The sequence below is a fragment of the Rhodopseudomonas sp. BR0C11 genome (genome assembly GCF_010820945.1).
Taxonomy (GTDB): domain Bacteria; phylum Pseudomonadota; class Alphaproteobacteria; order Rhizobiales; family Xanthobacteraceae; genus Rhodopseudomonas; species Rhodopseudomonas palustris_H.
Window position 1 is genome coordinate 1 of the sequence record NZ_QTKI01000385.1, and the last position, 4,598, is coordinate 4,598.

Here is a 4,598-nt window from a genome sequence, read left to right on the forward strand (position 1 = left end):
GGCACGGTAGACTTCGAACACGCCCCACGCGGCGGCGGCGAGATACACCAGCGCCGCCAGATTGCGCGGCAGGATCATCGCCAGGGCGATCAGCGCGACTGCCGTGGCGCAGGCCTTCACCAGCTTGTTCTCGTCGGCGAAGATCAGCTTGAAGCGATCCCAGTTGTCGACCTTCAGCGGGAGCTCGAGAGTCTGCAGGCCGAACTTCTCCCAAGCGCCCTTGAAGCCGAGTTCGCGCGCCCACAGCAGGAACAGCGCGACCAGGAAGGCGATGATGGTGATGACAGCGGCGAGAGGGCCGCCCGCGTAGCCAATCACGACCACCAGGGCGACTGCAAAAGCACCGATCCAATATTGCATTGATTTACCTTTCGTCACCCGGCGCTCGCGGGTGCCCTTTCAGGTTCGCTCACGCGCGGTCGTCGCGGGTGAGGTGGAATGACAAGCCAGGCACGCGCTCGCTGTTGCGGAGGTCGTCATCCTCGACTGCGCTCACGATCACCGCCTGCGGAACATCGACGCGTGCCGATTCCCAGCTCTTTTTGAATAAGGCAAATGCGAAAACGCTGCCAGTCAGGCGAATTGCTGACAGTGATCATTGGATGAAAGTGGTTGGCGGACGTTCTGGTCGAACGAATAGGTGGCCGGGTGCGGCATCCTGACCGATGCGCTGCAAAGCTCCCACTGCGGGGTATTCGCCTTTTGTCGGGTGCTGACCGGTATTCTTACCAGCGATCAGCTTAATCACTGCGTAACGACGACTGCGAATAGTCGAGCCTGAGGGGAGAATACCCATGCTGCAGACGCTCGAAACCACGGATTTGAAAGAAGCGCGCCGATCGCGGATCGCGCAGTTCAGCGGCCGCGCCGCGACGCTGAAGGTCGGCGGCTCCTCGGTCACCGGCATCGTCCGTGCCGTCAAGGAAGACAAGACCGGCGAGACCCCGCGCTGGATCGTCACCGTGATGGCGCAGCCGGCCCGGCGCTGATCACTCGGGCAGCAATTGCGACGGCGGAACGAAGTGGTGGGCATTTTGGCCCGCCTGCGCTTTCGCCCTCGCCAGCTCGGCGCGAGCCACCACGCGCAGATGCACCTCATCCGGCCCGTCGAGAAACCGCATCGCGCGGCCCCAGGTCCATAAGTAAGACAGCGGCGTATCCGGCGTCAGGCCCATCGCCCCGAACACCTGCATGGCGCGATCGACGATCCGGGTTTGCAGCCGCGCCGCCACTAGTTTGATCGCCGAGACGTCGACCCGCGCTGCCGCATTGCCGGCGCGGTCCATGCGGTGCGCCGCGTGCATCACCAAGAGCCGCGCCTGATCGATCTCCAGCCGCGATTCGGCGATCCAGTCTTGAATATTCGCGAAGTCGGCGAGGTGCTTGCCGAACGCCTCGCGTTCGAGCGCGCGCTCCGCCATCAGTTCGAGCGCGACTTCGCATTGGCCGATGGTGCGCATGCAATGATGCACCCGGCCGGGCCCGAGCCGGTCCTGCGCTAAGCGGAAGCCTTTGCCTTCCTCGCCGAGCAGATTGGCGGCTGGTACCCGGACGTTTCGAAACACCAACTCGCAATGTCCTTCCGGCGAGTGATAGTGCATCACCGGGATGTTGCGGACGATCGACAGGCCCGGCGTGTTCATCGGCACCAGCAGCATCGAGTGCCGCTCGGTCGAGGTCGCCGGCAGGTGATCGCCGGTGACGCCCATCACGATCGCCAGTTTGCAGTTCGGATGCGCGGCCCCGGTAATGAACCATTTGCGGCCGTTGATGACGTAGTCGTCGCCGTCACGGGTGATGGTGGTGCGAATGTTACGCGCGTCCGACGAGGCGGCATCCGGCTCGCTCATCGCGAAGCAGGAGCGGATCTCACCGATCAGCAGCGGATCGAGCCACTCGGCGCGCTGCTCCGGCGTCGCTGCCAGATGCAGCAGCTCCATGTTGCCGGTGTCGGGCGCGTTGCAGTTGAACACTTCCGACGCCCAATGCACCCGGCCCATGATCTCGGCCAGCGGCGCATATTCGACATTGCTGAGACGCTGGCCGGGATCCTCATCTCGCAGGCCCGGCAGAAACAGATTCCACAGATCCTCGGAGAACGCCCGCGACTTCAGTCGTTCGATCAGCCCCAGCGGATAGTGCCCCGCGGCCGCTTCACGATGCCAGGCGACGTTGGCCGGCTCGACGTGGAAACGCATGAAGTCGGAAAGCTGCGCGCGCAGCCGTTGCACCTTGTCGCTGTGGTCGAAATCCATACGCGGCTCTCAGGCGGGAAGGGCGGCGGAGCGGTCCGCCGAGGTCGGTGGCGCCGGCGCGCGGCGTCGCTGCGACCGCATCAATTGCGCTTCAGGCTGAGGATGTATTGCACGATCTCGGCGGCATCGCCGGGCGCAATGATGAAGTTCGGCATGTTGGTGTGGTTGGAGCGCAGGAACACGTCCAGCGACAGCGCGGTGGTCGAGGGCAAATTGGCGATTCGGGAGAACCCCGGTCCTTTGCCGTCGCGGGCATCGTCCGGCTCGATGGCGTGGCACTCCGCACACCACTGCGCGGCGAGCTTATGACCGGTGGAGACGCCGTCCTGCGGGGCGGCGGCATCCGCGCGGTGCAGCCGAACCGTCAGCAGCACCGCGATGATGAGAAATCCAGTGGCCGGGAGTCGGAACCAACCCTGCGACATCGTCACGATTAGTGACGGACCGTGCCGGGCGCGACGTGGAAGTCCTTGTCCAGCGCGTCGAGCGTCACCTTGTTGGCGCAGTACGCTTGGTAGTGCTCGGCGAGCGAACCGTCGGCGATGTCGTGATCGCATTCCGCCTTGTGACGGCACAGCGCGCAGACGCGCTCGAGATCGCGCATCACCAGCGGCTGAGCACGGGCGATCGCGGCCTCGTCGATTCCGAGAACCTTGAGCAGCTGCGGCAGTTCTTCAACCTTGTGCGGACCCTGGCGGACCAACTCGTCGAGATCCGACGCAGTGACGCCGAGGTCGTGCGCGATACGGCCGAATTCCGCAGAGTCGAATTGGCACATCTCGACGACTTCACGGCGATGCTTCAGCCAGTCGGCGAAGGTTTCGATCAGCCGGTCGACGAGCGGATAGGGGCGGCTATGGGCAGGCATTTCGCCCTCCAAGAGGTCTGACGGTGACGGTACAATCGCCGAACGTCCCCCCAATCACATTGCGATAGATCAAGCAAAAGACCCCGGACATCACCGGAGGTAACGGCCGACAAGCCAGCAAAATCAGGCGTTTGTTCGCTGTGCGGAATGCGGTTCTATCGCCGCGTAGCGCAGTGCTGATCGTGCGGTTCAGCCCCGCGCGTAGCTGGTGCGGGTCAGCGGCTGACGCGCCTGTTCGAGATGGCGGCCGGGCGCGCCGGGACGGCCGTTGGTAAACACCGGAACGGTCGGCGGCCGCAACTCTTCCAGGAAGACCGGCTTGGAGTAGTAATAGCCTTGCGCGTAGCGGATCCGCGTCATCGCCTGCAGGTATGCGAGTTCTTCGAAAGTTTCGATCCCTTCGGCGATCACCGTCATGCCGAGCGCGTCGCTGAGCGACTCGATCGCACGCAGGATGCCCTGGCTGCGCGGACGCTTGTGAATGTCCGTGATGAAGGAGCGGTCGATCTTGATCTCGTCGGCGGTGATGTCCGCAAGCGCCGACAGCGACGAATAGCCGATGCCGAAATCGTCGATCGAAATGCCGACGCCGATCTCTCGCAGCATCGGCAGGATCTCTTTCTGGAAGTGCGCCTTGGCGACGAATGCGTCCTCGGTGATTTCCACCATGAATCGCTTCGGGCATTCGGTTGCGGCCAGGGCCTCGCAGAACGAGCGCATGAAGTCCGGCGAGCCGGCTTGCTTGGCGGCGACGTTGACGCTGATGCTGGCGTGCTCGCCGAAGGTGGCATTGATCAGATCGATCGATTTCATGATCTCGGCGAGCACCAGATGGGTCAGCTCGTCGATCAAGCCGAGTTCGACTGCGAGATCGACGAAGGTGCCCGGCGCCTGAATCACGCCGTTATCGTCGCGCAGCCGCACCAGCGCTTCGATGCCTTTGATCTCGCTGGTGCGGATATCGACTTTGGGCTGGAAAGCACAGCAGAAACGCCTGTCGAGAATGGCCTGGCGCAGCGATTGCTCCACCGCCATCCGCTCCAGCGCTTCGCGCTCCATCGCGATGTTGAAGATCGCAGAGGCGCCCTTGGCGTCGCTCTTGACCCGGTACATCGCGATGTCTGCGTTCTGCCGCAGCGCCTCGTAGTTGCGGCCGTGCTCGGGATACAGGCTGATGCCGATCGAGGCCGACGCGAACACTTCGGTGCCGTCGATATAGAACGGCGCCTTCAGCCGCTGCAGCAGGAATTCGATGTGACTAGCGACTTCGGCCTCGCTGGTGATCGGATCGAGCAGCAGCAGGAATTCGTCGCCGCTGATCCGCGACAACACGTCGGTGTCGCGCAGCTCCAGCGACAGCCGCTTGGCGATCCCGACCAGCAGCGCGTCGCCGACCGCATGGCCGTAGTAATCGTTGATATGCTTGAAATTGTCGACATCGAGAAACGCCAGCGCGAAATGGTGCTGACGGTGAT

6 protein-coding genes are annotated in these 4,598 nt (G+C 63.5%); 1 reads left to right on the top strand and 5 read right to left on the bottom strand.

Annotated elements, in window-relative coordinates:
- Positions 1–360: hypothetical protein (locus DYI24_RS21670; protein ID WP_164573801.1), on the bottom strand; the 360-nt coding region annotated here is incomplete at its 3' end.
- A gap of 434 nt (positions 361–794) precedes the next feature.
- On the opposite strand from DYI24_RS21670, the gene DYI24_RS21675 reads away from it, so the two are divergent.
- On the top strand, positions 795–989 hold the full coding sequence (locus tag DYI24_RS21675) for a hypothetical protein (protein ID WP_011156346.1): 195 nt from the start codon (positions 795–797) through the stop codon (positions 987–989).
- On the opposite strand, the gene DYI24_RS21680 is transcribed toward DYI24_RS21675, so the two are convergent.
- The 4 genes from DYI24_RS21680 to DYI24_RS21695 all read right to left on the bottom strand — a co-directional run.
- On the bottom strand, positions 990–2,255 hold the full coding sequence (locus tag DYI24_RS21680) for an acyl-CoA dehydrogenase family protein (protein ID WP_164573802.1): 1,266 nt from the start codon (positions 2,253–2,255) through the stop codon (positions 990–992).
- Between the two features lie 80 nt (positions 2,256–2,335).
- Positions 2,336–2,680 (bottom strand): c-type cytochrome, encoded by a 345-nt coding sequence (locus DYI24_RS21685; RefSeq protein ID WP_164573805.1) that lies wholly within the window; start codon positions 2,678–2,680, stop codon positions 2,336–2,338.
- Between the two features lie 8 nt (positions 2,681–2,688).
- The gene (locus DYI24_RS21690; protein WP_164573803.1) at positions 2,689–3,123 is read right to left on the bottom strand and encodes a hypothetical protein; all 435 of its coding nucleotides are present in this window, start codon (positions 3,121–3,123) and stop codon (positions 2,689–2,691) included.
- A 189-nt stretch (positions 3,124–3,312) separates the two neighbouring features.
- On the bottom strand, positions 3,313–4,598 hold a 1,286-nt coding region (locus DYI24_RS21695), incomplete at its 5' end, for a putative bifunctional diguanylate cyclase/phosphodiesterase (RefSeq protein ID WP_164573804.1).